26 protein-coding genes are annotated in these 24750 nt (G+C 60.0%); 16 read left to right on the top strand and 10 right to left on the bottom strand.

The features are described 5' to 3' along the window. Positions 1-12 precede the first annotated feature (12 nt). From der to BLR72_RS14920, 7 genes are all read left to right on the top strand, one after another. Complete coding sequence (gene der, locus BLR72_RS14890) at positions 13-1482, top strand: ribosome biogenesis GTPase Der (protein WP_091949875.1); 1470 nt, start codon at positions 13-15, stop codon at positions 1480-1482. A gap of 150 nt (positions 1483-1632) precedes the next feature. Beyond that, on the top strand, positions 1633-2796 hold the full coding sequence (locus tag BLR72_RS14895; RefSeq protein ID WP_228019534.1) for a cell wall hydrolase: 1164 nt from the start codon (positions 1633-1635) through the stop codon (positions 2794-2796). A 592-nt stretch (positions 2797-3388) separates the two neighbouring features. Next, positions 3389-3805 carry an AtpZ/AtpI family protein gene (locus BLR72_RS14900; protein WP_091919483.1) on the top strand — a complete coding sequence of 139 codons (417 nt, stop codon included), beginning with the start codon at positions 3389-3391 and terminating at the stop codon, positions 3803-3805. Between the two features lie 59 nt (positions 3806-3864). Further along, the gene (locus BLR72_RS14905; protein ID WP_027230118.1) at positions 3865-4617 is read left to right on the top strand and encodes a F0F1 ATP synthase subunit A; all 753 of its coding nucleotides are present in this window, start codon (positions 3865-3867) and stop codon (positions 4615-4617) included. A gap of 69 nt (positions 4618-4686) precedes the next feature. Beyond that, a complete protein-coding gene (locus BLR72_RS14910) occupies positions 4687-4914 on the top strand; it encodes a F0F1 ATP synthase subunit C (RefSeq protein WP_008125314.1) in 228 nt (75 codons plus the stop codon). Positions 4915-5019: 105 nt separating this feature from the next. Further along, positions 5020-5658, top strand: a complete 639-nt coding sequence (locus tag BLR72_RS14915; RefSeq protein WP_091949877.1) for a F0F1 ATP synthase subunit B — start codon at positions 5020-5022, stop codon at positions 5656-5658. Positions 5659-5675: 17 nt separating this feature from the next. Beyond that, positions 5676-6155, top strand: a complete 480-nt coding sequence (locus BLR72_RS14920; RefSeq protein WP_162737267.1) for a F0F1 ATP synthase subunit B — start codon at positions 5676-5678, stop codon at positions 6153-6155. A gap of 143 nt (positions 6156-6298) precedes the next feature. Here BLR72_RS14920 and BLR72_RS14925 read toward each other — a convergent pair whose 3' ends face one another. Beyond that, entirely contained in the window at positions 6299-6958 is a 660-nt protein-coding gene (locus BLR72_RS14925; RefSeq protein ID WP_036813274.1) for a ribonuclease HII, read from the bottom strand. 116 nt (positions 6959-7074) lie between these two features. After that, complete coding sequence (locus tag BLR72_RS14930) at positions 7075-8226, bottom strand: PA0069 family radical SAM protein (protein ID WP_091949880.1); 1152 nt, start codon at positions 8224-8226, stop codon at positions 7075-7077. A 173-nt stretch (positions 8227-8399) separates the two neighbouring features. On the opposite strand from BLR72_RS14930, the gene BLR72_RS14935 reads away from it, so the two are divergent. Beyond that, the gene (locus BLR72_RS14935) at positions 8400-8909 is read left to right on the top strand and encodes a glycosyltransferase (protein WP_091919475.1); all 510 of its coding nucleotides are present in this window, start codon (positions 8400-8402) and stop codon (positions 8907-8909) included. 22 nt (positions 8910-8931) lie between these two features. On the opposite strand, the gene moaB is transcribed toward BLR72_RS14935, so the two are convergent. From moaB to BLR72_RS14965, 6 genes are all read right to left on the bottom strand, one after another. Continuing rightward, the gene (gene moaB, locus BLR72_RS14940; protein WP_091949882.1) at positions 8932-9483 is read right to left on the bottom strand and encodes a molybdenum cofactor biosynthesis protein B; all 552 of its coding nucleotides are present in this window, start codon (positions 9481-9483) and stop codon (positions 8932-8934) included. 2 nt (positions 9484-9485) lie between these two features. Continuing rightward, complete coding sequence (locus BLR72_RS14945; RefSeq protein WP_091949884.1) at positions 9486-10370, bottom strand: 4-(cytidine 5'-diphospho)-2-C-methyl-D-erythritol kinase; 885 nt, start codon at positions 10368-10370, stop codon at positions 9486-9488. Between the two features lie 5 nt (positions 10371-10375). Then, complete coding sequence (locus BLR72_RS14950; RefSeq protein ID WP_091949886.1) at positions 10376-10561, bottom strand: hypothetical protein; 186 nt, start codon at positions 10559-10561, stop codon at positions 10376-10378. Positions 10562-10642: 81 nt separating this feature from the next. Next, entirely contained in the window at positions 10643-11500 is an 858-nt protein-coding gene (locus BLR72_RS14955; RefSeq protein ID WP_091949889.1) for a S49 family peptidase, read from the bottom strand. Between the two features lie 69 nt (positions 11501-11569). Further along, on the bottom strand, positions 11570-12343 hold the full coding sequence (locus BLR72_RS14960) for a tRNA1(Val) (adenine(37)-N6)-methyltransferase (RefSeq protein ID WP_091949891.1): 774 nt from the start codon (positions 12341-12343) through the stop codon (positions 11570-11572). 3 nt (positions 12344-12346) lie between these two features. After that, on the bottom strand, positions 12347-12568 hold the full coding sequence (locus BLR72_RS14965) for a putative signal transducing protein (protein ID WP_027230107.1): 222 nt from the start codon (positions 12566-12568) through the stop codon (positions 12347-12349). 151 nt (positions 12569-12719) lie between these two features. Between BLR72_RS14965 and BLR72_RS14970 the strand changes: the two genes are divergently transcribed. From BLR72_RS14970 to glyS, 5 genes are all read left to right on the top strand, one after another. After that, entirely contained in the window at positions 12720-13736 is a 1017-nt protein-coding gene (locus tag BLR72_RS14970; RefSeq protein ID WP_027230106.1) for a polyprenyl synthetase family protein, read from the top strand. Positions 13737-13870: 134 nt separating this feature from the next. After that, a complete protein-coding gene (locus BLR72_RS14975) occupies positions 13871-15691 on the top strand; it encodes a tetratricopeptide repeat protein (protein WP_244506716.1) in 1821 nt (606 codons plus the stop codon). Positions 15692-15769: 78 nt separating this feature from the next. Continuing rightward, positions 15770-16720: a glycine--tRNA ligase subunit alpha gene (locus BLR72_RS14980; RefSeq protein ID WP_091949895.1), complete on the top strand. Its 951-nt coding sequence runs from the start codon at positions 15770-15772 to the stop codon at positions 16718-16720. Beyond that, a complete protein-coding gene (locus tag BLR72_RS14985) occupies positions 16717-17271 on the top strand; it encodes an endonuclease domain-containing protein (RefSeq protein WP_091949897.1) in 555 nt (184 codons plus the stop codon). The genes BLR72_RS14980 and BLR72_RS14985 overlap by 4 nt, the downstream gene beginning before the upstream one ends. Then, a complete protein-coding gene (gene glyS, locus BLR72_RS14990) occupies positions 17264-19675 on the top strand; it encodes a glycine--tRNA ligase subunit beta (RefSeq protein WP_091949898.1) in 2412 nt (803 codons plus the stop codon). The genes BLR72_RS14985 and glyS overlap by 8 nt, the downstream gene beginning before the upstream one ends. Positions 19676-19717: 42 nt before the next feature. On the opposite strand, the gene BLR72_RS14995 is transcribed toward glyS, so the two are convergent. After that, positions 19718-20128: a hypothetical protein gene (locus BLR72_RS14995; protein ID WP_091949900.1), complete on the bottom strand. Its 411-nt coding sequence runs from the start codon at positions 20126-20128 to the stop codon at positions 19718-19720. A 187-nt stretch (positions 20129-20315) separates the two neighbouring features. Between BLR72_RS14995 and BLR72_RS15000 the strand changes: the two genes are divergently transcribed. The 3 genes from BLR72_RS15000 to BLR72_RS15010 all read left to right on the top strand — a co-directional run bounded on the left by BLR72_RS15000 (position 20316) and on the right by BLR72_RS15010 (position 23633). Further along, a complete protein-coding gene (locus tag BLR72_RS15000) occupies positions 20316-21299 on the top strand; it encodes an L-threonylcarbamoyladenylate synthase (RefSeq protein ID WP_244506728.1) in 984 nt (327 codons plus the stop codon). Continuing rightward, positions 21296-22711: an FAD-binding oxidoreductase gene (locus BLR72_RS15005; protein ID WP_091949904.1), complete on the top strand. Its 1416-nt coding sequence runs from the start codon at positions 21296-21298 to the stop codon at positions 22709-22711. The genes BLR72_RS15000 and BLR72_RS15005 overlap by 4 nt, the downstream gene beginning before the upstream one ends. Positions 22712-23060: 349 nt before the next feature. Further along, entirely contained in the window at positions 23061-23633 is a 573-nt protein-coding gene (locus BLR72_RS15010) for a DUF6101 family protein (protein WP_027230101.1), read from the top strand. Positions 23634-23649: 16 nt separating this feature from the next. On the opposite strand, the gene ubiA is transcribed toward BLR72_RS15010, so the two are convergent. Then, complete coding sequence (gene ubiA, locus BLR72_RS15015; protein WP_091949906.1) at positions 23650-24645, bottom strand: 4-hydroxybenzoate octaprenyltransferase; 996 nt, start codon at positions 24643-24645, stop codon at positions 23650-23652. Between the last annotated feature and the right edge of the window lie 105 nt (positions 24646-24750).

Genomic DNA, 24750 nt, shown 5'->3' on the forward strand with positions numbered 1-24750 from the left:
GAAACCGAACGGATGAGTTTCACCCTTGCCATCGTAGGGCGCCCGAACGTCGGCAAGTCCACGCTTTTCAACCGCCTCGTCGGTCGCAAACTGGCACTCGTCGACGATTTGCCGGGGGTTACCCGCGACCGGCGCATCCATTCGGCCAAGTTGTACGATCTGAACTTCGATGTGATCGACACGGCCGGCCTTGAGGAAATGCCGAGCGAATCGCTTGAAGGCCGCATGCGCGCGCAGACCGAAGCCGCCATCGGCGAAGCCGACCTCATTCTGTTCCTGGTGGATGCCAAGGCGGGCGTCACGCCCACCGACGTTACCTTCGCCGATCTCGTGCGCCGCTCCGGCAAGCCCGTGGTTCTCGTTGCCAACAAGGCGGAAGCGCGTGGCGCAGAGGCCGGGATGTACGATTCCTGGCAGCTCGGCCTTGGCGAGCCTTGCCCGATATCGGCCGAACACGGCCAGGGCTTTCCCGATCTGCGCGACGCAATTATCGAAGCGATGGGCGAGGAGCGCGTCTTCCCGGACGAACATGCTGAAAAAGACGCAGATGATTCGGTCGCTGTCAGCATTCCGGCTGCGCCTGGGCCATCGGCGGATCTCATCGGCGACGATATTGACGATCCGGATGCCGAGGACGTTCCCGACTACGATTCGTCGAAGCCCTTGCGCATTGCGATTGTCGGCCGTCCGAATGCTGGCAAATCCACGCTGGTCAATACGATGCTTGGCGAAGACCGTCTGCTGACGGGACCCGAAGCCGGTATTACCCGCGACTCCATCTCGGTCGACTGGGAATGGAAAGGCCGCAAGATCAAGCTATTTGATACGGCTGGCCTGCGCCGAAAATCCCGCGTCCAGGGCAAGCTCGAAAAGCTCTCGGTCGGCGATGCACTGCGTGCGATTCGCTTTGCCGAAGTGGTTATCATCGTTCTCGATGCGACGATCCCCTTCGAAAAGCAGGATCTGCAGATCGCGGACCTTATCATTCGCGAAGGTCGCGCCCCGGTCATCGCCTTCAACAAGTGGGACCTCGTCGAGAACCGCCAGATGGTGCTCGCCGATCTCCGCGAGAAGACGGAACGCCTGCTGCCGCAAATCCGCGGTATTCGCGCCGTGCCGATTTCGGGCGAGCGCAACCAGGGCATCGACAAGCTTATGGCGGCCGTCGCCACCACCGACGAAATCTGGAACCGGCGCATTTCCACCGGCCGTCTCAATCGTTGGCTCGAGGGTGTGACGACGCATCATCCGCCGCCCGCTGTTGCCGGACGCCGCCTCAAGATCAAGTACATCACACAGGTGAAGACCCGCCCGCCGGGCTTCGTCATCTCGTGTTCGCGTCCGGAAGCCTTTCCGACATCCTACGTGCGCTATCTGTCGAACGGCCTGCGCGAAACATTCGACATGCCAGGTGTTCCGATACGCGTCGTGTTGCGCGCATCCGACAATCCGTTCGCGGGCCGCGCCAAGAAGAAGCGCTGAGCATCGCGGATAACATCCGGCGTGGGCTCGTTCGCTAAACTTCTGCCTGCGCCGTTAACTCTCCATCAAGGTTAATGCTTCATTTTTTAGCTCGAACTGTTCGGTTTGAGTGGGGTTATCGGCGTGCGTTTCTCGGAGTATGTGCGGGCATTGCGTTCCCTGCGAACCAACCAGACCGGCAAGAGCTATACGGCCCCTTTGCTGATTGGCGCGGCGCTTTATCTCTTTTCCCCGACCGTGACCGCATATCAGGATATGACGAGCCTCCTTTCCGGATCCGAATCGGGGCAGGGGCGCTGGAGTTCCTATCTCGAAAAATCGCCGGCAGGTTCCATCCAGAAGGCCAACATGTCATTCGTCGATGAAAAGGCGATCACGGGATCGATTCCTGCAAGCGGTGTCGATGCGCCTGGCATCGGTCCGATCGCCATCAAGGGCACGCAGAAGTCGCGTGGCGCCACTCCGGACGAGGAGCGGATCAATCGCGCCGAAAAGCAGGGGCGAATCGTTTCGATCAGCAAGAAGGCGCCGCCGAAAGCCTTCAACGCCGGCTCGATCCTTCAGCGCCAGAGCATGCTGGTTCGCCCGTCCAAGGATATTGAAGTCGCAATGGCATTCACCAAGCCGAATATCGCTGGCAAGGAATTTCAGATCGCGCTCGCATTTCACAACCGGGCTGCGGAAAAGCCGGCTTCCGACATGCCGCCAATGCTGGCGAGCCTCGTCAATAATGACAAGCCTGATGTTCTGGCACTCGGCTATGCGCCGGCGACGCCGGATTATTCGAAGACCTCGCCGTTCGATTCGATCCTAAACGAGCCGAAATCGCCGGGACGCTTTGTCCCGCAGCTCGGCGCTGGCGATCACTATTGGCTGGCAACGCCTTTGCCTCCCGTCGTTTTCACCAAGGAAGAACAAAAATGCCTGGCGACAGGCATTTATTTTGAGGCGCGTAGCGAGAGCATCAAGGGACAGGCGGCAGTGGCGCAGGTCATTCTCAACCGCGTGCGCAACCCGGCCTATCCGAAGACGATTTGCGGCGTCGTCTACCAGAACGATGACTGGATCAATCGCTGCCAGTTCTCGTTCGCCTGCGAGGGGCGCAAGCTCCACGTCACGGAACCGAGGGAATGGAAAGTAGCGCAGCAGGTGGCGCAGGCCGTGACATCCGGACAGATTTTCTTGCCTGAAGTTGGGTCCGCAACCCATTACCATGCAGTCTATGTTCGCCCCAACTGGGCGCGAACGATGAAGCGTGTCGACAAGATCGGCGCGCACATCTTCTATCGAACATTCGGCGGCGGCTGGATTTGATCCGACTTTCGTCGTCTTGGAATTGGTGCGAGAGCTGCTATATTATTCTTGGAGTGGGGAACGAGCTTTCGCCCGCCCCCCGTTCCTGATTAGTTGAATTGAACCCGGATCGACATTGTCCAGCCAGTCCGGGTTCTTTTCATAATCAGGGTGATGCTAAGTGGCTTGAACCACATGCTTCACCTCCAAGTTCGAGGGCAAGGCCTTTGCCATGGTCGAAGCGGCCCATCCTCCTCGATACGCCGGCTGGCTCGGCGCACCTGCTTCCCCTCAAGCTGTCGGTGCCGCATTTATCGGAAAGTTCGCTGTTGCCCGCAAGAAACGCAGGGTTGCGAATGCCTGTTGAGGGGCGTGTGTCTGGTTGGTGCACGGCAGAACGGATGCTCAACGGGCGGCGATCGGCAAGGATTCGAACCCGAATTTTCGCCAAAGAGGTGAGACATAAAGTCATATTTGCCTAACATATTGAATTTTACGGCGAAAATTACCCTTGAGAGTCTCCTTCCAGCGCCTTGACTAGCGCGGATCGGGACAATATGTTGCGCGCGACTTCGAAGCGGGGGTGAAGCCTCGCATTCAGCGTGTAAAGGACATGCCATTGGCCAACGGGAAAGAACCCGATACGTCAGGTCCTGTCGGTGACACGCCGGGTGCTGGACGCAGACTGACTTCGGATGAACTGGAGAGTCGCAGTCGCTCTCTGGCGGCAAAATTGGCTGCCAGGGGTGTAGGTCTCAAGCCCAGTTCGCAAGACAAGGGGACGGAAACCGCCTCCGGTGTCGCGCAGGCCGTGAAATTGTCGAGCGAGTTCATCGCCGGCGTTCTGGCTGGTGCGGGGTTGGGCTGGTTAGCTGACCGATTTTTGGGTACTTCACCTTGGGGGCTGATCGTGCTGCTCCTCCTTGGTTTTTGTGCTGGAACGCTGAACATCCTGCGCTCGACGGGACGTGTGGCGGAGAACCAAGGTGCGGAGCTCGGCAAGGGTTCGGACACCAAGAAACCGGAATAGGCTTCGGCCAAGGTCGCAAGACTGGACCCGCAAGTAGAGACATTACAGACGAGGTTAGAGTGTCAAACGATCCGATTCATCAATTCCATATCAACAAGTGGATTCCCATTGATGTGGGTGGAGTCGACCTCTCCTTCACCAACTCATCGGCCTTCATGGTCGCGACGGTTGCTGTCGCTTCGGCATTTCTCTATTTCACCTCGTCCAACCGCGGACTGATCCCGACCCGCCTCCAGTCGGTTTCCGAGATGGCCTACGAGTTCGTGGCCTCGACGCTGCGCGATTCGGCTGGCAGCGCCGGAATGAAGTTCTTCCCGTTCGTTTTCTCGCTTTTCATGTTCGTGCTCGTTGCCAACATGCTGGGCATGTTTCCGTACTTCTTCACGGTCACGAGCCAGATCATCGTTACCTTCTGCCTCGCAATCCTCGTCATCGGGACCGTGCTGGCCTATGGCTTCGCCAAGCATGGCTTCAAGTTCCTCGGCGTCTTCGTACCGTCCGGCGTTCCCAAGCTTCTGCTTTTGCTCGTGGTACCGATTGAAATCATTTCGTTCCTCTCCCGTCCGATCAGCCTTTCAGTTCGTCTTTTCGCCAACATGCTTGCCGGCCACATTACGCTGAAGGTTTTTGCCGGCTTCGTTGCCTCGATGAGCGCGCTCGGCGCTCTCGGCATTGGCGGCTCGATCCTGCCGCTCGCCATGACGGTCGCCCTGACGGGTCTCGAATTCCTGGTGGCTTTCCTTCAGGCCTACGTCTTCACCGTGCTCACCTGCATGTACCTGAACGACGCAGTACATCCTGGCGGTCACTGAGAAAACTTCACCGGCGGTCTCCGCCAAATGCAAATCTATCAATGAGAATTCTATCCAAAGGAGTTTAATATGGATCCGGTAGCAGCAAAGTACATCGGTGCAGGTCTCGCCTGTTTTGGTATGGCCGGCACGGCCCTCGGCCTCGGCAATATCTTCGGCAGCTATCTGTCCGGTGCACTGCGCAACCCGTCGGCAGCTGACGGCCAGTTCGGCCGCCTGGTATTCGGCTTCGCCGTTACCGAAGCTCTGGGCATCTTCTCGCTGCTCATCGCTCTTCTGCTTCTCTTCGCTGTCTAATTCACGACAGCACACTATTGCTGGCTGCGCTGCGCGCGGCCAGTAATCATATGCAGCAATCCAGTTTGCTGATTTGGGAAACGCCCGAACCCAAGGGGACAACATATGTTTGTGTCTTCGGCGCATGCCGCATCCACAACGGAAACAATCGTCGCTCAGACCGATACGCATGGCGCTGCCGGCACGGCCGTTCCTGCGGCGCCTGACGCTCATGCAACAGAAACCCATACCGAAACCGGTGTGGCGCATGAGAAGGCTGTCTTCCCGCCCTTTGATACGACCCACTTCGCCTCCCAGGTACTGTGGCTCGCACTGACATTCGCGGCGTTCTACCTCTTCCTCTCTCGGGTGATCCTGCCTCGCCTCGGCGGTATCATCGAGACGCGCCGCGATCGTATCGCGACCGATCTCGACCAGGCTGCCCGCATGAAACAGGATTCGGACGAAGCTCTCGCCGCCTATGAGCAGGAACTTGCCGACGCCAAGAAGAAGGCAGGCTCCATCGCCCAGACCGCGCAGGACGAGGCCAAGGCCAAGTCCGATTCGGAAATGGCGAAGATTACCGCCGAACTCGAACAGAAGCTCAGCGAAGCCGAAGCCAGCATTGCCGCCATCAAGGACAAGGCAATGAAGGAAGTCGGAACCATTGCCGAGGACACGGCGACCGAGATCGTCAACAAGATCATCGGTGGCAATGTCGACAAGGCAAGCGTCTCTGCCGCTGTCAAAGCCGTCCGGGGCTGAGGAGAACGAAAATGGAATTGGACGCAACATTTTACGCCCTCGTAGGCCTGATCATCTTCCTCGCGCTGATCGTCTACCTCAAGGTACCGGGTGTCGTCGGCAAGTCGCTCGACAGCCGGGCCGATCGTATCCGTGACGAGCTTGAGGAGGCACGCCGCCTGCGTGAAGAAGCCCAGTCGCTGCTCGCTGAATTTCAGCGCAAGCGCAAGGACGCCGAAAAGGAAGCCGGCGAGATCGTGGCAATCGCCCAGCGCGAAGCCCATGGCCTGCTTGAGGAAGCCAAGAAGAAGAGCGAAGAATATATCGCGCGCCGCCATAAACTGGCCGAACAGAAGATTGCCCAGGCCCAGGTCGAAGCGGTCAACGAGGTTCGCGCCACGGCTGTCGATGTTGCAGTTGCAGCAGCGAGCAGGGTTCTTGCTGACAAGGTCGATACAAAAACGTCGGCTGACCTCTTCAAGTCTTCGCTGTCCGAGGTAAAGTCACGCCTCAATTAAGCTTGGCTGAATGCCTGTCGAGAAGCCGCCTCCGGGCGGCTTTTTTGTCTGCCGCTATAGGTGCGGGAGAGGGGCTGGTCGTTCGATCCGGCGTGCCAAGCAATCCGACCTCTGGGAGCGGGGCTATCCAAACAGGCAGCGCTCTAGACCTGCCGATCCTTGAGCGGCGAGAAACTGAAGCGGTGCAGTCCGACGACCGGGCCATGGGCTTCCATGGCATTGCGATGATATTCGGTGGCATAGCCGACATGCGATTCGAGCCCGTACAGCGGCAGGTACTTGCCCGTCTGGGTCATCATGCGGTCGCGCGTCACCTTGGCAAGGATCGATGCTGCAGCGATCGACACCGATCGCTGGTCGCCCCGGATCAGTGCCGTTGCAGGGCACGGCAAGCCGGGCGCCACGTCGCGTCCGTCGATCAGTGCGTGGCCGGGCTGAATGGCGAGCCCGCAAACTGCCCTGCGCATCGCTTCGAGCGCGGCTTTCAGAATATCTGTGGCGTCGATTGCCGGCGCCGAAACGCTGGCCACCGCGCAGGAGAGCGCCGTGGCCGTAATGATATCGAAAAGTTCCTCGCGTCGCTGCGCCGTCAGGCGCTTCGAATCGTCGAGCCCATCGGGAATTTTCTTCGGATTGAGGATCACCGCCGCGGCGACCACCGGGCCGGCCAGCGGACCGCGCCCCGCCTCATCGATGCCGACGATATATTCGACGCCGCTGCGCATGAGCTTACGCTCGCTGGTAAAGTCCGGTTTTACCGGCTCCAGGGGAAGAAGCAGAGAATCAGAACGCGATCGAGCCATGTTGCGACGAAACTCGCATTCGTTCTGATTCTCTGCAAGTCCTCAGGTAGCGATGGGGTAGGCTACCCAAGGTCACATCAGGCCGGGATGGGGGCGCAGCCTGACGGAAACCCTTGTTAAAACAAGGAAAGCTGCTCGCTTCCCGGAGTTGGGGAAAAAAGATCGGTGCGCAAGCGCCGTTTGGCGAGATTCATCCCCAGCCGCTTGGCCGCGATCTCGAAGCGGCGGCCGATCTGCCAGGCATAAGGCCCGTCGCCGCGCATGCGCTTGCCCCATTCAGCATCGTAGTCCTTTCCGTCGCGCATGGACCGTACCAGCGAAAGCACGTGGCGGTAGCGGTCTGGATAGTTGCGCAGCAGCCATTCCTTGAAGATCGGGCTGACTTCGAGCGGTAGCCTGAGCAGGACATAACCCGCCTCGAGCGCACCCACTGCCCTCGCGCTATCAAGGACGCGCTCGATCTCATGATCATTAAGACCGGGGATGACCGGCGCAACCATGACACCGACCGGAACGCCGGCATCGGCGAGGCTGCGCAGTGCCTGCAGGCGGCGCGTCGGCGTCGAGGCCCGGGGTTCCATGGTTCGCGCCAGCTTGCCGTCCAGCGTCGTGACCGAAAGGCAAACCTTGGCGAGACCCTTTTCAGCCATGCGTGCAAGGATGTCCTGGTCACGCATAACCAGCGCCGATTTCGTCACGATGCCCACCGGATGCTGGTGTGCCTCAAGCACCTGGAGTATGTCGCGCATGATGCGCCACTTCTTCTCGATGGGCTGGTAGGGGTCCGTATTCGTACCGATGGCGATCGTCTTCGCCGTATAGCCCGGCTTCGAAAGTTCCTTGTCGAGCATCTCCGCTGCATCAGGTTTGGCGAAAAGTTTCGATTCGAAATCGAGCCCGGCTGAAAGCCCCATGTAGCTATGGGTAGGCCGCGCAAAACAGTAAATGCAGCCATGTTCGCAGCCGCGATAGGGGTTGATCGAACGGTCGAAGCTGATGTCGGGCGATTCATTGCGCGTGATGATGACGCGCGGCTTCTCGATCTGAACCTCGGTCTTGAAGGGCGGCAGGTCCTCGATCGTCTCCCACCCATCGTCATAGACATGGCGGCTCTCGGCTTCAAAGCGTCCCGACGGATTCATGCCTGCGCCGCGGCCACGGCGGCGTTCCGAATCGATGCGCAGGCCCGCTTCGTCGATCACGGCATTGGCGTGTTGTGCACGGCCTTGCCCGAAGGCGGCTTTGTCCGCTTGCACCACAATGTTCATTTGCGTTCTCCTTGGACTGAAGCGAATCTCGATTCGCTAATCACAGCCGCTACATGAATCTATTCCTAGCAAAAACCTAGAACAAAGCAAGAACAATATTGATGCGATCCCACCCATCTGTGCGCCGAAAGGACAGATGGATATTCGGCCGATTATGCGATAGAGCGTTCGAAATGATCTCCGTTCTGATTGAAACCCAAAATTCGGATGAACCTCTGGCAAGAACGCTCGCCGGGCTGGTGGGTGGCGCGGTCGAAGGATTGCTCAGCGACGTCGTCGTGGTCGATGAGGGATCCGTCGATCAGACGCACCGGGTCGCAGACCAGGCAGGTTGCATCTTCTTGCAGGACCAGACGCTGCTTGATGGTTTTCGCCGGGCGCGAAGCGAGTGGTTTCTTTTTCTGGAGCCGGGCGCGCGCCTGCTCGACGGCTGGATCGAGCCCGTTGCCATGCATGTGGAGCGCATGCAGGGGCCGGCCTGCTTCACCCGTTCTCATGCGCATCGCAGGCCGTTCCTCAGCCGGGTGTTCAAGCCGGGAAATCCGCTCGCAGACGGATTGCTTATATCCAAGCGCCAGTCGATGGCGCTGTTCAACCCAGGCAAGAAATCGGTGGATATTGCGCGAGGCCTGGCAATGAAGCGGCTGCGCGCAGAAATTATTCCCGCCCCGTTGAAGGGCTAGAACTCCTATCCAGCAAGCTGCTTTAAGCTTTTCCGGTACGCTTCAGGTGCTCGTCGAGCCTCGGCATGATCTCGACGAAGTTGCACGGCATATGCCGGTAATCGAGCTGATGCTGCAGGATACCGTCCCACGCATCCTTGCACGCGCCGGGCGAACCGGGCAGCACGAAGACGAAGGTGGCGTTGACGACGCCGCCGGTCGCACGCGACTGGACCGTCGAGGTGCCGATCTTGTCGTAGGAAATGCGATGAAAGACTTCGGAAAATCCGTCCATGCGCTTTTCAAAGATGGGTTCGAGCGCTTCGGGCGTCACATCGCGGCCGGTAAAGCCGGTGCCGCCGGTGGTGATGATGACGTCGATATCCGGATCTGCCGACCAGGACAGCACCTTGTCGCGGATTTTGTTGACGTCATCGGTCACGATGGCGCGTTCCGCCAGCGTGTGGCCGGCCGCTAGGAGTCGTTCAGCCAATGTGCTCCCGGATTTGTCGTCCTCGAGCTTGCGCGTGTCTGAGACCGTCAGCACGGCGATCTTCACTGGAACGAAGGGTCTTGTTTCATCAATGCGCGCCACGGTCAGTTTCCCTCCATGGCACTATGCGTTGCAACGACGAACCAGCCAGGATGATCACGACGGAGTTTTGCCGCCGCCCCTTCGGCGTCGCTGTCGCTGTCGTAAATACCAAAGCAGGTTGCGCCTGAACCGGACATGCGCACCAGCCGCGGCGATGTCCGTTCGAGCGCAGCGATCGTATCGTCGATCCCGGGGGTCAGCGCTCGTGTCGCCTGGAACAGGTGATTGTGCGTTGCCTTGAGATAGTCGCAGACGTCATCGAGCGAGCGCATCGCGCGCAGAGCCGGCAAGGGCGGGTTGTCGCGCTTGTCGAGGGCGGCAAACACCTCTGGTGTCGAGATCGAAGCGCCGCAATTGGCAAGCAGAAGCGGCAGTCGCGGAAATGTCGCCATCGGTTCGATCTCCTCGCCAACCCCGCGCGCGATCAGCGGCTGGCCGTAGAGGCACATCGGAATATCGGCGCCAAGCGGCAGACCGATTGCCGCTAAAGCGTCGATGCCGACATCAAGGGCCCACAGGCTGGAAAGGGCGCTAAGCGCTGCGGCGGCGTCGGTCGACCCACCGCCTATGCCCGATGCGACTGGAAGATGCTTTTCAAGATGGATGGCAACAGGTGTTGCCCGCGCTGGGAACACCGCGCGCAGCGCATCGCGCGCCTTGAGAACGAGGTTGGACGCATCACCGGGCAGGGCATGACCGTAAGGACCGGACATGGCGAAGTCATCGAGCGCCGCACGCTTGACGCTTATCCTGTCGCCGAAGCCGGCAAAGACGACGAGACTGTCGAGAAGGTGATAGCCATCGCTGCGCCGGCCGGTCACGTGCAGGGCGAGATTGATCTTGGCCGGAGCCGTCAGAGTGATCGTTCGATCAAGGCTGTCGAGCATTGCGATCAATCTTTGCGCAGTCGATATTCGCCGGTCTCAGGATCCTGCACAAGGGTTCCTTGCGCGTGGTTTTGTACTTCCTTCTCCGCTTCGCGCACGCGCCGCGAAACGCGCTGCGCTTCCTTCTTGAACGAGCGGTAGCCGTACCCGGCAGCGACGCCGACAAGAGCGAAAAAGATCAATTGGGGCATCAAGCGCAAACCTCGAAAAGCAATCCTATCGACTTCATTCTAGCACGCTGTGGAGGGGATGAAAAACAGTCTCCGCGTCTATCAGAGACCGAATCGCGACCAGAGCGCACGCTCTTCGGCAGCGCTGATGATACCGCCGGCAATATTGGCGCCGAACTCACCCATTCTGGTCTCGGCAGAAGGCAGCTTGCGCCCGAAGAGACCACGCGGCTGCGCGATCACCCTGAGCCGCGTTTTCGGGCCGTATTGCCCGCGAAGATAGGAGCGCATGTCGCCGAGCCCATCAACGAGACCGAGTTCAAGCCCGCGCAGTCCCGTCCAGAACTGACCGGTGAAAAGGTCCGGATTATCGGTCAGCTTCTCCCCGCGCCGTTCCTTGACGAGGTTGATAAAGGTCTCGTGGATCTCGAGCTGCAGGGACTTCAGATGTTCGACATCTTCCTTGTTCTCGGGCCGGAACGGGTCCAGCGTCGCCTTGTTCTTGCCTGCCGTATAGACGCGTCGTTCGACACCGATTTTCTTGATGAGATCGGTGAAACCGAAACTCGCGGAGACGACGCCAATCGAACCGACGATGGACGAAGGGTCGGCGATGATCTCGTCGCCGGCGATGGCGATCATGTAGCCACCGGACGCGGCAACATCCTCGACGAACATATAGACTTTCTTGTTCTTCTCCGCGGCGAGGTCGCGAATGCGCCGAAAGATCAGGCGCGATTGCACAGGCGATCCGCCCGGTGAGTTCACGGAAATCGCAACGGCCGGTGAATCTTTGTCGCCGAATGCCTTTTCGAGAACGGAGGCCGCGGTCGCAAGTGAGAGATTCTGCCGGAATGGGCCGCCACCCGTCATGATTGTGCCATGCAGGCGGACAACCGGGATTTCGACGTGATCGGGCCGCCAGCGGCGTGGCAATAGTTTCCGCACGAATCTCACCAAGCGTGTCTCCTTTGTAAACAATGCTTTCGGAGCATGTAGGCGGTGCGCGACAATTCGCAATGCCGCGATCTAAAAAAGCGCGGCGAGACCGTTATTGATCGCGTCCGCCCGTTCGGTGAAGCCATTGCCGCTTGCGTGATGCATGACCAAGGCTGGCTCCAACGTCAGGCCGGCGCGGCTGCCGCGCGTTCCCTTGATCACAATACGGATAGCAGCTTCCTGCGGGCGAGGCTGAACCGGCACGATCATCAATCCGCCGAACCTGCCTTTGAGAGCGTCGAGAAGATCGGCGATCGACGTCGGACGGGCAATGATCCCGATGCCGCCGCCCGGCTTGACGATGGCGGCCGCCGTTCTGATCCATTGCTCCATCATGCCGGGCGTCATGACATGCGCCTCCGCCTTAACAGGGTCCGGAGTCGAGCGATCCGTCGGCAGGTTGAAGGGCGGGTTCATGATGGCAAAATCGAATTCATTATCGCCGAGCCCGGCGGAGATTCGCGCTTTTCCGGCAAGGGTGACGTCCGCCTCGATCACCTTGGCGCGCCCCGAAAGCGGTGCGTTTTGCGGCAGATCAAGCGAATTGCGTGCGAAGGCGGCCATGTAATCGGAACGCTCCACCAGGGCGGCGCTGGCGTCGGGGCAGCGCGACAGGACGGCAAGGCCGGCGGCGCCGGCTCCTGCCCCGAGATCGGCAACGCGCCCGGAAAAGCCGCTGGGCAAGGTGGCTGCAAGTATCATGGCATCGACGCCGGAACGGTGGCCCTTGGCGGCAGGCTGAAGCAGATGGAACCGGCCGCGGTGGAACGCGTCAATCGTGTGGGGAACGTCCCGGGCGAGCATGGTTCAGCTGCGCAGCTCCTGTTCTACTCCAGCATCTTTCAAAAGCTGCCGGGCTTCCATCTCGCGCTCTCCATCGACCATGATCCGGCGCGCGAGGACGCCAAGCGAGCCTTCCATGATGCTCATGTTCGAATCGGCAATGAAATGGGCGATTCCCGCCTCTTTGAGGAGTGACTCCACGAAGGAAATCACGACGGGGTCGTTGGTGCGCATTATTTCGATCATGGCCATACCGCGTTGGAGCACAGGGTTTAGGCCAGCGCTTATCACGAATTTGTATCCCTTGCTATTTCTGCGCGCCAATTCGCCGCTTGCGGGATATATCCTGTCAAAATAAGGTGTCGCCGCATCAGGCCAGAACCGCAGGAGTTTCGTTTTGGGCGTTGTTGTCAGTCTTGACGAGAAGAAAAATACGACGGGATCAGTGCAGCCATTGGTCGATTTGACCAAGGCGGACATGGGCCGCGTCAACGAACTCATCCTTTCCAAGGCTGGTTCTGACGTCGAGATGATCCCGGAAGTGGCGAACCATCTGATCTCGTCCGGCGGCAAGCGTTTGCGCCCGATGATCACGCTCGCTGCCGCGCGCATGTTCGGCTATCAGGGCGATGGGCACGTAAAGCTCGCGACCAGCGTCGAATTCATGCACACCGCGACCTTGCTCCACGACGATGTTGTCGATGAAAGCGACCTGCGGCGTGGCAAGAGCACGGCCCGCATGATCTGGGGCAATCAGGCGAGTGTTCTTGTCGGCGATTTCCTGCTTGGACAGGCCTTCAAGATGATGGTGGATGTCGGCTCGCTTGACGCGCTCGACGTCCTCGCAACCTCCGCTTCCATCATCGCCGAGGGCGAAGTGATGCAGCTTGCGGCCGCGAAAAATCTCGAAACGACGGAAGATGAGTATCTTGCCGTGATCAAGGCGAAGACCGCCGCGCTGTTTTCTGCCGCCGCCGAAGTCGGCCCGATCATTGCTGCCGCCTCGCGCACGGATCGCCAGGCGTTGCGCTCCTATGGGCTCAATCTCGGCCTTGCCTTCCAGCTTGTCGACGATGCGCTCGACTATGGCGGCAACGCCAAGGATCTCGGCAAGAACACGGGCGACGATTTCCGTGAAGGCAAGATCACGCTGCCGGTCGTGCTTACCTACCGGCGCGGAACCTCGGAAGAGCGCCACTTCTGGAAGGAAGCGCTCGAAAACGGCGCAAATGACGACAAGGGCCTCGAGAAAGCCAAAGGTTTGATGACGCGATATGGCGCGCTCAATGATACTATACAGCGTGCGCGCCATTTTGGCGGCATTGCCCGCGATGCGCTGGCCCCCCTCGACCGCTCGCCGGAAAAGGATGCGCTCCTCGAAGTCATCGATTTCTGCATCAGCAGGGTCAATTGACACGAAATTGATCAAGCAAAGCCGCTGTGGGGCCATCGCGGCGGTTCTAATCTTTCAATGAATGTTGAGAGAGAACCGTAAAAAGGCCATGGTTGGCTCACTGGATTCGGCCAAACATGCAAACTGGAAAGATAATGAGGTTTTCTGTTATGCGGCGTAGTAAATTGCTCGGCTCCGTTATGGGGGCAACACTCGCCGTCTTGACCGTGGGTGCAGCTGCTGCGGAGGCAGCCACCAGCAAGGCCCCGCCACCTTTGAACGCAGGCACGCTTTCAGGCGCATTTCTCTCGGCACGTAGCGCCGAGCGCGACAATGATTTCGGGAGCGCGATCAACTTCTACCGGCAGGCGCTGACATTCGATCCGAAGAACACCGAGCTGCGCCAGAGCCTGCTCCTTGTGCTTTTGACCGACGGCCAGTTCAAGCAGGCCCTGCCGATCGCCGAAGAGTTGAAGGCCGTGCCGGAGATCGAACGCTTCTCCCGCCTTGCGCTCGGCATCGATGCGATGAATCGCAAGCAGTATCAGAAGGTCAATACCCTGATGATGCTGTCGCTGCAGTCGGACCTCGACCGGATGATCACCGGGCTGATCTCGGCCTGGGCAAAGGCCGGTGCTGGCAAGCCGAACGAGGCGCTGTCGATGATCGCCAAGCTTGAGGGTCCCGAAGGCTTCAACCTGTTCAAGACATATAATTCGGCACTGATCGCCGACATGGCCGGGCAAAAAGACAAGGCTGCGAAGTTTTACCAGGACGCGATTGACGACAAGGTCAGTGTCGCTGCGGCGCCCGATACCTATGAGCGCCTGGTTGAGGCGTTTGCCTCGTTCAAGTTCAGGAATGGCGATCGTGACGGCGCGGTGGCTCTGATTCAGCAAGCTTCGGAAATGCTGTCGGGACGTATGGTGCTGACCGAATTCGGCAAGGAAATTGCCGATGCCAAGACGGTGAAGCCGCTGATCCAGACGCCGCAGCAGGGCGCTGCCGAAGTGCTTTATACGATTGCGACGGCGATCGATCGCAATGGCGCCGAAGCCTTCTCCAAGCTTTATCTGCAGATGTCGCTGCCGCTGCGTCCGGACAACGACGCCACTCTGTTCCAGCTCGGCGATATCAGCGCGAAGCTCGAACAGCCTGAAAAGGCCATCGACTATTTCGGCCGCATTCCCGCCGATTCGCCCTATAGCCGCGACGCGAAGATGCAACTCGCGATCAATCTGGCGATCCTCAAGCGCAATGACGAGGCGATTGCCGAGTTGAACAGCCTGCTCGGGAGCAATCCCCAGGATATGCGCACCTATCTTGCGATCGGCAGCATCTATTCGCAGGACAAGAATTTCCGGCAGGCCGCCGAGACCTATGACAAGGCCGTCGCCGCGCTTGCAAACCCCAAGCGGGAAGACTGGTCGATCTATTATCAGCGCGGCATCGCCTATGAGCGGCTGAAGGAATGGGACAAGGCAGAGCCCAATTTCCTCAAGGCGCTCGATCTTTATCCGGACCAGCCGCAAGTGCTGAACTATCTGGGCTATTCCTGGATCGACATGAACATGAAGCTCGAGCAGGGCCTCGACCTGATCAAGAAGGCCGTCGCAGCGCGTCCCCAGGACGGCTATATCGTCGACTCGCTGGGCTGGGCATACTATCGCCTCGGTCGTTACGACGAGGCGGTTGCACAGCTCGAACAGGCGGTGAAGCTGCGGGCCGAAGATGCGACGATCAACGACCATCTGGGCGATGCCTATTGGCGCGCCGGCCGCAAGCTCGAGGCGACGTTCCAGTGGGCCCATGCGCGCGATTCCAAGCCCGAGCCGGAAGATCTGGCGAAGATCGAGGAAAAGCTCAAAAACGGATTGCCCCATGAAAAGGATCCGGGTGTCGCCAAAAATGGCACCGAGACGCCCAAGCCGCCGGTCGAGCCTGCGCCTGCGCCGGCACCCGACAAGAAGGGCTGATCACGTCGTTTTGCTTGACCGGTAGGAGTGCACGCCTTAGGACGTGCACTCCAATCCTTCTTGCCAAAAGGTCGCCCGGTGTCTTCCTCCTTGCCCGATCACTTGCAGCCGGCCCGCTCGTTTCAGGGTCTCATTCTGACGCTTCACAACTATTGGGCAGAGCACGGCTGCGTGATCCTGCAGCCATACGACATGGAAGTGGGAGCGGGCACGTTCCACCCAGCGACGACGCTGCGCTCGCTCGGGCCGAAGCCGTGGAAAGCCGCCTATGTGCAGCCATCGCGCCGCCCGAAGGATGGACGCTACGGCGAGAACCCCAATCGTCTTCAGCATTATTACCAGTATCAGGTGATCATGAAGCCATCGCCGGCGAACCTTCAGGAACTCTACCTCGGTTCCTTGCGCGCTATCGGCCTTGATCCGCTCGTGCACGATATACGGTTCGTCGAAGACGACTGGGAAAGCCCGACGCTCGGTGCCTGGGGCCTCGGCTGGGAATGCTGGTGCGACGGGATGGAGGTCTCCCAGTTCACCTATTTCCAGCAGGTTTGCGGTATTGAATGTTCGCCCGTATCCGGCGAATTGACCTATGGTCTCGAGCGTCTCGCCATGTACGTGCAGGGCGTCGACAATGTCTATGATCTCAATTTCAACGGACTTGAAGGCGACGAGAAGGTCACCTACGGCGATGTGTTCCTGCAGGCCGAGCAGGAATATTCGCGCTATAATTTCGAACATGCCAACACGGCCGTGCTGCTTCGCCACTTCGAGGAAGCCGAGGTCGAATGCGAGGCCCTGCTCAAGGCGGGCGCCCCCAGGGAAAGCGACAATTCCGCCATCCATAAGATGGTGCTGCCGGCCTATGACCAGTGCATCAAGGCCTCTCACGCCTTCAACCTTCTCGATGCGCGCGGCGTCATCTCGGTCACCGAGCGGCAGAGCTATATTCTGAGGGTACGCAATCTCGCCCGGCAGTGCGGCGAGGCATTTTTGCTCACGGAAGCCGGTGGAGCTTCGTACCAGAAATGAAGAAGATTTCTTCCTTCAAGATCGCTTCGGCGCGCAAGCTGCGCAGCGATATGACGGACGAGGAGCGCAAGCTTTGGCGCCAACTCTGGCGTATTCCGTTGGAGGGTTCGCATTTCCGCCGACAGGTCCCCATCGGGCCGTACTGCGCGGATTTCCTTTCGCACCGGCTGAAACTGATCATTGAAGTAGACGGATTTCAGCATGGTCTGGCAGACCAGCGCAGGCACGATATTCGCCGCACGGCATGGCTGGAGGGTGAGGGATATCGCGTCTTGCGCTTCTGGACCCACGAGATCCGAACTGAACTTGAAAGCGTTCTCGATACGATATTCGCGGTCGTCAAAGAACAGATGATTTGTCACCCCACCCCGAACCTGCGGTTCGACCCTCCCCATCAAGGGGAGGGTGGCCCGGGCGCCGACCTTAACACCTCCCCCTTCGATGGGGGAGGTCGCACCGCAGGTGCGGGTGGGGGTGTAAACTCACTTCCCAAAAAGCGCTTAACTTTTGATCTTGGCCCCGTTTTCGAGGGCAGGAGTTACCATGCCTGATCTATTGCTCGAACTCCGCTCGGAAGAAATTCCCGCTCGCATGCAGCGCAAGGCTGCGGGGGATCTGAAAAAGCTTGTCACGGATGGTCTCGTCGAGGCTGGCCTGACCTACGAGGCGGCAGGCGACTACTGGACACCGCGCCGTCTGACGCTGGACGTGCGCGGACTGACCGCGCGCTCCAAAGATATTCACGAGGATCGCAAGGGACCGAGCGTCAAGGCGCCGGAACAGGCAATTGCCGGTTTCCTTCGCTCCGCCGGTCTCTTTGATATCTCCGAGGCGCATGTCCACACCGACCCCAAGAAAGGCGATTTCTACGTTGCTCACCTGAAAAAGCCGGGTCGTCCCGCCGAAGAGATCATCGCCGAGTTGATGCCGAAAATCATCCGCGAGTTCCCCTGGCCGAAATCGATGCGCTGGGGTACAGCCTCGGCGAAGCCCGGAAGCCTGCGATGGGTGCGTCCGCTGCAGTCGATCCTCTGCACTTTCGGTCCGGAAACCGAGGAGCCCGTTGTCGTCGATTTCGAGGTCGATGGGCTGCGCGCCGGCAACGTCACCTATGGCCATCGGTTCCTCAGCGACGGCAAGCCGATAACCGTTCGCCGTTTTGATGACTACGTCGCAAAGCTTGAAAAGGCCAAGGTGGTGCTCGACGCCGACCGGCGGAAGGAAATAATCCTTTCCGATGCCCAGAACATTGCCTTTGCGTCCGGCCTTGACCTGGTCGAGGATGAGGGCCTGCTTGAGGAAGTATCCGGGCTTGTTGAATGGCCGGTCGTCCTGATGGGCGAGTTCGAGGAAGAATTCCTCGCAATCCCGCCGGAAGTGGTCCGACTGACGATCAAGACCAACCAGAAATGCTTCGTTACACGCAAGCAGACGCTTCATCCCACCCCGGCTCTCCGGTCCGCCCCTTCGCTTCAAGAGGAGGGCAAGAATGGCCGCAACGCGTCAACCTCGCCCTCGGATGGGGGTGGTCACAGCGAAGCTGCGGGAGCTGGTGAGAATCCCCTGTCGAACAAATTCATCCTCGTTTCGAACATCGAAGCCAAGGATGGCGGACGCGAGATAGCATTCGGTAACGGCAAGGTCGTGCGCGCCCGGCTCTCCGATGCCCTTTACTTCTGGAACACGGACCAGCATGACCTGCCGGACATGCACACGCTCGCCGCCGCTGCGATCAGGTTCGATCTCGATCTTGCGAAGCCGCTCGACCAGCGCATGGCGCGGCTCGACGCGCTCAACGTTACGTTCCACGCCAAGCTCGGCACACAGGGCGAGCGCATTATCCGCATAAGGGCGCTTGCCCGCGAGATCGCACCGCTTGTCGGCGCGGATCCGGCGCTTGCCATGCGCGCTGCCGTTCTCGCCAAGGCGGACCTTACGACCGAGATCGTCGGCGAATTTCCGGAATTGCAGGGCGGCATGGGCCGTAAATATGCGCTCTTGCAGGGCGAGCATCCTTCGGTCGCTGCTGCAATTGAAGAGCATTACAAGCCGCAGGGCCCCTCCGATATCGTGCCGAGCGATCCGGTTTCGGTGGCTGTGGCCCTGGCCGACAAGCTCGACACGCTTGTCGGGTTCTGGGCGATCGATGAAAAGCCGACGGGATCGAAGGACCCGTTTGCCCTTCGCCGGGCGGCGCTCGGCGTCGTTCGACTTTTGCTTTCCAATGACTGGAAGATCGAACTGATGCCGGTCTTCGAAATGGCACTTTCGCAGTTGCGTGAAGACAGTATCGAAAAGCGCGTCGAAGGCTACGAGCAACATCAGGCCGCTCAGCAGTCGGGCGACGTCGATGGCGAAGAAGATGTCATCAACGCCGTTTCCGGTTTTGAAAAGCGCCTTCGCAGCGATGTAATCGAAGAGGCGCATCCTGTGCTACTTGATTTGCTCGCCTTCTTCCATGACCGCATGAAGGTCTACCTCCGCGATCTTGGCGCCCGCCATGATCTTATCGATGCGGTGCTTACCGAGCGCGCCGACAACCTGTTGCTGATCGCCCGCCGTGTCGAGGCGCTCGTCGTCTTCCTCAACACGGAGGAAGGCCAAAACCTGCTCGCGGGCACCAAGCGCGCCGCAAACATTCTGAGCGCCGAGGAAAAGAAGGGAACGCAGATCGCCAATGCTGTCGATGCTGCGCTATTTAATCTGGACGAGGAGCGGGCCTTGTCCGCAGCGGTGAATCAAGCCGAGAAGGAAGCCGCGCAAGCGATTCAAAAGGAAGACTTTTCCGGCGCCATGATCGCACTTAGTGCATTGCGCGAACCAGTTGATTCATTCTTTGAGAAGGTGCTCGTCAATGACGAGAACCCGGCTATCCGGGCCAACCGCCTGGCGCTGCTCGCGCGCATCCGCACGGCCACGAATACCGTTGCGGACTTCTCGAAGATCGTTGGGTGACGAAGCGTTAGGCGCTCCCTCTTCAGGTGGAGCGCCCTACGTTTACTGCATGCCTGTGCGCAGCGGCGTGTCCGCCACATCAGCGAGCGCCCTTTGCGGCACTGGCTCGCCGGCCGGCACGAGTTCGGCGGCATTCGCTGCAATCGGTGAAGCAGATACCGGAGCGGCCGCGGTTGCCGTAGAAGCTGGAACTTCGCGCCCCTGCAGGCGAGCCATATATTGCCGCGACCGTTCGCGCCGCTCGGCATAGGCTTTCAGTCGTGCTGCTTCCGCGGCCTGCTGCGCCTCACAAGGCGTGCAGATCGGGTTGCCGGTTGCGTCGAAACTGTCAAAACCCACATAGGAGATCGAGTTCGGTTTTGCCGACCCGCTTACAACGTCGATGGAGCCGCCTGCGTAAGCGGGGGCCATTAGCATGATCATGGCGGTGGCAGCGATAGTCTGGCGCAGCATTTTCGTCCTAATCCCCGTGACGTTTCTTTGTTAAAAGCGAGCTTTAACAGCGATTTATTGCCAAGCCTTGATTCGGATCGATACAATTTTACGCATGAACTCATTCGGCGTGTTCATCAGCCGATACTTGCGAGGCGATAGCGGCATCGTGTAGGCAAGTCCGGTATCGGAGAGCGCCTTGGCGACGATTTTGAAGACAGACGATCAGGCAGTGCGAACGGCAGCCAATGCGCTCGCCGAGGGCAAGCTCGTCGCGATTCCGACCGAGACCGTCTATGGCCTTGCCGCCGATGCCACCAATGGCGACGCCGTCGCCGGCATATTCGAAGCCAAGGGCAGGCCGCACTTTAACCCGCTGATCTGCCATGTTTCGGATATCGACATGGCCGAACGCTACGCTGTGATCGATCCATTGTCGCGGCGACTGATGCATGCTTTCTGGCCGGGGCCACTCACCCTTGTTCTGCCGCTCAAGCCCGATACCGCCATTCACCCCCTCGTTGCCGCGGGTCTCGACACGATTGCGCTGCGCATGCCGCGCGGCGTCGCCGGCAGCATCATCGCGGCGCTGGGCCACCCGCTTGCCGCGCCAAGCGCCAACACCTCCGGCAAGATCAGCGGTACCAGCGCCGAAGCGGTCAACGAGGATCTGGGCGCGCGGATCAGCCTCATTCTCGATGCCGGCCCCTCGGAGGTCGGCCTGGAATCGACCATCGTCAAGGTCGACGGAACGCGCGTCGCGCTGCTGCGTCCGGGCGGCCTCGCTGCTGAAGACATCGAGATGGTCGTAGGGATAAGGCTCGAACGCATTGATCAGCGTGCGGCGATCGAGGCGCCAGGTATGATGGCTTCGCACTATGCGCCCTCGGCGCGTGTGAGGCTGAACGTGCATGACGTCAGGGAAGGGGAGGCGCTTCTGGCATTCGGGCCGAGCCGTGCCCAAAAGGCTGAAAATGCCAGTGCCACCCTCAATCTCAGCGAGACGGGGAACTTGCGCGAGGCGGCCGCCAACCTCTTCGACTTCATGAAGCGCCTCGATCGCCTGAAACGTCCGGTGATCGCCGTGGAGCCCATACCTTTCGAGGGACTTGGCGAAGCGATCAATGACCGGCTTGTTCGTGCCGCCGCACCCCGTGACGCGGCAATTGCTGAAATGGATGAGATAAAATGAGTTTGACGTTTGATCTTCTTGCGCGCTTTTCCGCCATCGTCGGCGAGGGCAATGCGCTGCGCAACGCCCACGATATCGAGCCGTACCTGATCGAACCGCGCGAAAAATTTGGCGGCAGGACAGCGCTGGTCCTGCGACCCTCGACCGTCGAGGAAGTCTCGGCGATCCTGAAACTCGCGACCGAAACCGGTACGGCGATCGTGCCGCAAGGTGGCAATACCGGGCTCGTCGGCGGGCAGATGCCCGATGCCAGCGGACAGCAGGTGATCCTTTCGCTTTCGCGGCTCAACCGCATTCGCTCCATCGACCCGGCAGGCAACCTTGCCATCGTCGAAGCCGGCGTCATCCTCCAGACGTTGCAGGAGACAGCGGAACGCGAAGGCCGGCTGTTTCCGCTGTCGCTCGGTTCAGAAGGATCGTGCCAGATCGGCGGCAATCTCTCGTCGAATGCCGGCGGTACGGCCGTGCTTGCCTATGGCAACACGCGTGAACTCTGCCTCGGCGTCGAAGTCGTGCTGCCGACCGGCGAGATTCTCAATGACCTTCGCTATGTCAAGAAGGACAACACCGGCTACGACCTCAAGGACCTCTTCGTCGGCGCGGAAGGAACGCTTGGCGTGATCACCGCGGCGGTCATGAAGCTCTTTCCCTTGCCGCGCGGCAAGGGCGTCGCCTATGCCGGGATGGCTAGCCCCGAGGATGCGTTGAAACTGCTGGCGATAGCGCAAAGCCATGCCGGACCGTCGCTCACCGGTTTTGAGCTGATGCCGCGCATCGGGGTCGAGTTCTCCGTCGCGCATACGGATGGCGTGCGTGATCCGCTGCATGGCGTCCACCAATGGTATGTCCTTATCGATATATCCTCGTCACGTTCCGCCGAGGATGCGCGCGAGACCATCGAGGCGATCCTCACCGAAGCCTACGAGGCCGGTCTCGTCGAAGATGCGACGATTGCCGACAGCACGGCGCAGGAGAAATCCTTCTGGCACATGCGCGAGGCCATGTCGCTCGCCCAGAAGCCCGAGGGCGGATCGATCAAGCACGATATTTCCGTGCCAGTCGCCCGCATCCCCGAATTCATCGCCGAGGCCGATGCAGCTGTGCTCGATCTTGTTCCTGGCGCGCGCATCGTCTGCTTCGGCCACATGGGCGACGGCAACCTCCACTACAATATTTCCCAGCCGGTTGGTGCGGACAAGGAGGCGTTTCTAGCGCGCTGGGTCGAGGTGAACACACGGGTCCACGATATTGTCCGCGCCTATCGGGGCTCGATTTCCGCCGAGCACGGCGTCGGCCAATTGAAGCGCAAGGAAATCGCCGAGACGAAATCACCGGTGGCGCTCGACCTGATGCGCCGCATAAAGAAGGCATTCGATCCGGCCGGAATCATGAACCCGGGCAAGGTGCTTTAGCTTCCCAGCGCATTTAAGCTGGGATCGCCCTCGGTGCAGGACCTACCGGGCTTTGGCTTTTAGCCTCAAAGTATCTTCACCCTTGGAATGGGCGGCAGCCCAGGGGGAGACGCCCAGTGCATGGCTGTATCCCTAACCTTTCATTCATCCGCCTTACCAAAATCTTGGAGCCGGTTGGTTTTCGATAACCATCCTTCGCGATGAGAAAGAGTTAACCCCGTTCATTAAGCGGGATTGGCAGAGTCGGCGCCTATTGTTTCCCCATACGAGACCAAAAACGGTCCGCTCTACAGGGAAATAAAACGAGATGACCGGAATACCGGCTCTCAGGATCGACAGAAGGCGTCACATGAACAAAGCCGGAGCCAAGCCGGTTTGGGCAGGTCGGGAGTTCCGGCTTGATCCATTCCACCTGCCACAAACGGTCACCTATGCCACGCGCGATGACCGCGGCGACGTCACTTTCACGCTGCATGAGCGCGGCGCGGTGGTAAAACGCCTGCTGCCGGCGAGTCATTTGCCGGTCTCGCTGGCTTTGCCGGCTTGCGCCTTTCTGGGCGTTACCGCGCGGGCAACCGAAGACGAACTCGGCGATATCACCGTCACGCTCGAACTCATGCACACCGACCCGCATCTTTCCGTACCTCTGCTGGTCGCCCACGACCTCAACGACATCGCCGCCGACTGGCGCGCCTGGTCCTCGCTGTTCGCCCTGCCGATGATGCTGGTCGAGGAGGACGGTATTGCGCGGCAGCTCGAACAGAGCATCGGTCCTGTGACCGTTTCCGCGCCGAAGGAGCGCCGGCAGGGCCGCGAGCCACGTCGCCGCCGGCCAAGGTTCCTCGCCCGGCGCAAGGTCGGCGATCTTGGACTGCGATTGGTTATCGGCGGCCAGGAGGTGATTGCTCAGGGCTCCAGATAGGCCGGAGCCCCGGCAATCAGAACATCGGCTTGACCACGGTCCACAATCCGCCGAAGACGAGGCCGAGGAAGATCAGCCAGCCGACGACGCTATTCGATTTGAAGAGGCGCAGGCACTCGGAAGGGTTGTCGATATCGAGGGTCATGATCTGCCGGTACATATGCGCGCCGGCGGCCAGCAGGCCGGCGACCGCTGGCATCGGCACTTCCGCCATGGCGAAGGCCCAGAGAAACAGCGCCAGCGCTCCTCCATAAAGGATCATGAGCGCTTCGCGCGTGCGGTTGCCGAAAAGGCGGGCGGTTGAACGCACGCCGACAAGCGCGTCGTCTTCCTTGTCCTGGTGGGCGTAGATCGTGTCATAGCCGATGACCCAGAGAATCGATCCGGCATAAAGCAGGACCGCCGGCCAGGCGAGCGCGCCGAAATGCGCCGACCAGCCGACAAGCGCGCCCCAGGAAAAGGCAAGCCCGAGCACGAGTTGCGGCCAATTGGTGATTCGCTTCATGAACGGATAAATCGCGACGATCACCAGCGATGCGATGGCAAGCAGGATCGTGAAGCGATTGAACTGCAGCAGCACCGCCAATCCGACCAGGGTTTGCAGAACGAGGAAGACCTTGGCCTGCTTGCGCGTCACCTGTCCTGATGGCAGCGGCCGCGAGCGCGTGCGCGCCACCTTGTTGTCGATATCCTCATCGGCAAGGTCGTTATAAGTGCAGCCGGCGCCGCGCATGGCGATGGCGCCGACGAGGAACAGAACAAGGTGATAGGGCGAGGGCAGGACCGACCAGATCGGGTCGCCTACCTTTGCGCCAGCGCTGGCGGCGAGTGCCGCGCCCCACCAGCAAGGCCAAAGCAGAAGCCACCATCCGATGGGACGGTCCCAGCGCGCCAGCTGGGCATAGGGCCACAGCCAGTTCGGAAGCGTGCGATAGACCCAATGGCCCGACGGCGCGTCGAATACGCGGCCGCGCGATTGTGTCGACTGGATCGTGTCTTTCTCTGAAGTCATGGCCTGACCTTGCAGCGGGCAGCGATGCAGTCAAGCATTATAGACGTATTTCCGGGCAAATTTGCGCGAGGTGCTTGACCCTCAAGCGTCAAGGCCATACCGACA

The sequence above is a fragment of the Phyllobacterium sp. YR620 genome, assembly GCF_900104165.1.
Lineage (GTDB): Bacteria > Pseudomonadota > Alphaproteobacteria > Rhizobiales > Rhizobiaceae > Phyllobacterium > Phyllobacterium pellucidum.